The organism is Kiritimatiellia bacterium, assembly GCA_028715905.1.
Lineage (GTDB): Bacteria > Verrucomicrobiota > Kiritimatiellia > JAAZAB01 > JAAZAB01 > JAQUQV01.
In genome coordinates this window covers 1-2,886 of the sequence record JAQUQV010000129.1, presented here as the reverse complement: position 1 = coordinate 2,886, position 2,886 = coordinate 1, and the positions used below count along the sequence as shown (strand labels likewise).

Below are 2,886 nucleotides of genomic sequence, written 5' to 3'. Positions count from 1 at the left end.
GCTGGAGATACGATCTTCCGGAATTGCTGGCCGGTACCGACGTTTTCGTCCTTACTTCTCTCTGGGAAGGGCTGCCGGTGTCGGCGCTTGAGGCCTTGAAAAGCGGGGTTCCCGTGATCGCCACGGATACAGGGGGCATAAGAGAAGCGGTCGCGGACGGGGTCAACGGTTACATCGTGCCCCGCAGCGACCCGCAAGCGATGAGCGGCCGTATTTGCGGACTGCTGCTGGACGCGGCGTTGAGGATGAGGATGGCACACAACGCGGCCCACAGCCTGGACAGCGGGTATTCCCTCGAAACGATGCTTTCGGACACGCAAAATCTATACAGAAGAAAAATAAGGGAGAAAACGGGAGATGTCCCAATTCCTTAGAATGGCCGTTATTGCCGTTGCGGCATTCGCCGGCTCATGGTTTCTGACCGCCGGTTATATCCGCGCCGCCGGCAGGTTTTTTCATTCCTCTGCCGGCAGGATCCCTTCCGGAGCGGGGTTGATTTTTGGGGTATGTTCCCTCGCGGCCGCCGCTGTTTTTCGGCCTGGCGGCGGGCACGCTTTTTTACTGCCGGCGGCATTTATGCTGTTATCCGGGATCCTGGACGATATTTTCGAGTTTTCCGTGCCGGTAAAAATGCTCTTTCAAATAACGGCGGTGGCATTGTTGGTACATAACGGTCTGTCTCTGGGAGTAATGTCCGCAGTGGCGGACGCGGGCCTGACGTTTATCTGGGTGCTCGGTATAACCAATGCCTTTAATTATCTGGATATTGTCGACGGCCTGGCCGCTTCCCTGGGGATAGTATCTTCATTCTCTTTCTTCATCTTGTTCGCCGCCTGCGGAGACTCTGCGAGGGCCGCCGTGTTCCTTTTTCTTTGTCTGGCATTATCGGGTTTTTGTCTCAGCAACTATCCCCCGGCGAAGGCTTATATGGGGAATACCGGCAGTCATTTCATAGGCTTTATGCTCGCGCTCGCCCCCCTTTCATCCGTTTGCTCCCCGGTATGCGCGGGCATGAACATTCTGCCGGCGGCGGTTTTGATATGCGGAATGCCGGTTTTTGATACCGCTTTCGTGACAGTGCTGCGTTTTTACCGGCGCCAGCCGCTTTTCAAGAAAAGCGGCGATCATCTCGTTTTGCGTCTTATCGGACAGGGAGTCCCTTTGAACGGAATCCTGAAGCAAATGACCGCGGCCTCGGCGTTTTTCTGCGCCTCCGGGCTGCTGTTTTGTTATTCTCCGTTGAGGCTGCTGTCCGCTGCGGCCATGCTGCCGGCTTTATTTATTTGTTTTCGGCTGGCCCGCGCGGCCGTGCGGGGCGGAAGATGAAAAGAAAAGAACGGATTGTGGTCATCGGGGCCGGTCTTTCCGGGTTGAGCGCCGGTATACGTCTGAGGGAAAAGGGAGCCGATTTCGTCGTCCTGGAACGAGAGAATGAACCGGGCGGGTTGTGCCGGTCGAGAGAGACCGGCCGTTTTGTCTTCGATTGCTCCGGGCACCTCCTGCATTTCAGGACCCCCTCCGGATTTCGCGCGGTGGACCGGCTGCTGAAAGGCGGATTGACGAAATTCGGCAGGAAGGCGTCGGTACATCTGCGGGGACACGATATCCCGTATCCTTTTCAGGCCAATCTTTACGCGCTGCCGGAAAAAATGCGTCTTGAGTGCGTGCGCGGCCTGCAGAACCGCGGCCGGCCCGGACGGGGCCAGGATTTTGCTTCTTGGATCGCGGCAAAATTCGGCCCCGGCATCGCCCGGCATTTCATGCTTCCCTACAACAGGAAATTCTGGCGGTTTCCTTTAAGCAGAATGACCTGCGAATGGACGCGTTCTTTTGTTCCCGTGCCGTCCCGCGGCAGAATGCTGTCCGGCGCGCGCGGAGGAGAGGGGGAATTCCCGGGGTATAATTCCACGTTCTGGTATCCGTCCGCCGGCAGGATAGACGTGCTGCCGCGCAGCATGGCGGAGAACTGCGGGAACATACTTTACGGCCGGAGGGTCGTTCGCATAGACGTGAAACGCCGCGTAGTGCGCACTGCTCAAGGGGAAGAGTTTCTTTACGGCAGGCTGATCTCCACGATGCCGATGCCGGACCTCGGCGCCGTTTATCCCGGCGTGGGCAGGGAAGAAAAGGCGTGTTTGCGGCGGCTGAAGTGGAACTCGCTCTTGATATTCAGTCTCGGCCTTTCCGGGAAGCCGTCTCCCGCCGAGCATTGGATTTATTTCCCGGGGAAGGAATTCGTGTTTTACCGCGCTTGCTTTCCGCACAATTTTTCTTCCTCCGCCGCCCCGGCAGGGCAGGGAAGCGTTTACGCGGAGGTGTCTTATCCCCCCGGGAGGCGGCCCGGAATGAAACGGTTGAGACGTGAAGTATTGTTCGGTTTACGCAGGGCGGGGATCGTTTCCGCAAAGACGCGCGTCTGCGCGCAGGATGTTCTGGAGATAAAATACGCCTATCCCGTTTACGACCGGAAATACGCCCTGTCGCGCAGGCATATAATTTCAAGTTTTCTCTCCCGCGGAGTGGTTTTATGCGGGAGATACGGGAGCTGGCGTTATTTTTCCATGGAGGACGCGATGCTGGACGGAATTTCGGCTGCGGAAAGAGCGGTGGGAAATGCGTAGTTCGATGAGGCTGATCTGGGAGAACCGGGGGATATTGCGCAGCATCGCGCTTTCGCAGCTGCGCGCGAAATACATGGGGACGGCGCTGGGGGCTGCCTGGGGCGTCTTGAATCCGATCGCGGTCACCCTGGCGATAATCTTCGCTTTTTCGGTGGTATTAAAGATAAATATGGAAAGGTTTCCTCTTTTCGTTCTCGCCGGTTTCTTTCCCTGGAATTTCTTTTCGTCTTCCGTGAGCGAAGCCTCGCGTTCTTTCCTGGAAAGG

Annotated in this window: 4 protein-coding genes; all 4 read left to right on the top strand. The window is 57.1% G+C overall.

The genetic code is table 11. The annotated features are described in order from the left end of the window. A partial coding sequence (locus PHP98_12140; protein MDD5484378.1) for a glycosyltransferase family 4 protein occupies window positions 1–374 on the top strand: 374 nt, incomplete at its 5' end. A gap of 1 nt (window position 375) precedes the next feature. Continuing rightward, on the top strand, window positions 376–1,326 hold the full coding sequence (locus PHP98_12135; protein MDD5484377.1) for an MraY family glycosyltransferase: 951 nt from the start codon (window positions 376–378) through the stop codon (window positions 1,324–1,326). Beyond that, window positions 1,323–2,621 (top strand): FAD-dependent oxidoreductase, encoded by a 1,299-nt coding sequence (locus PHP98_12130; protein ID MDD5484376.1) that lies wholly within the window; start codon window positions 1,323–1,325, stop codon window positions 2,619–2,621. Before PHP98_12135 ends, PHP98_12130 begins: the two co-directional genes overlap by 4 nt. Further along, window positions 2,614–2,886, top strand: a 273-nt coding sequence (locus tag PHP98_12125) for a hypothetical protein (protein MDD5484375.1), incomplete at its 3' end; no start/stop codon positions are given. The genes PHP98_12130 and PHP98_12125, both read left to right, overlap by 8 nt.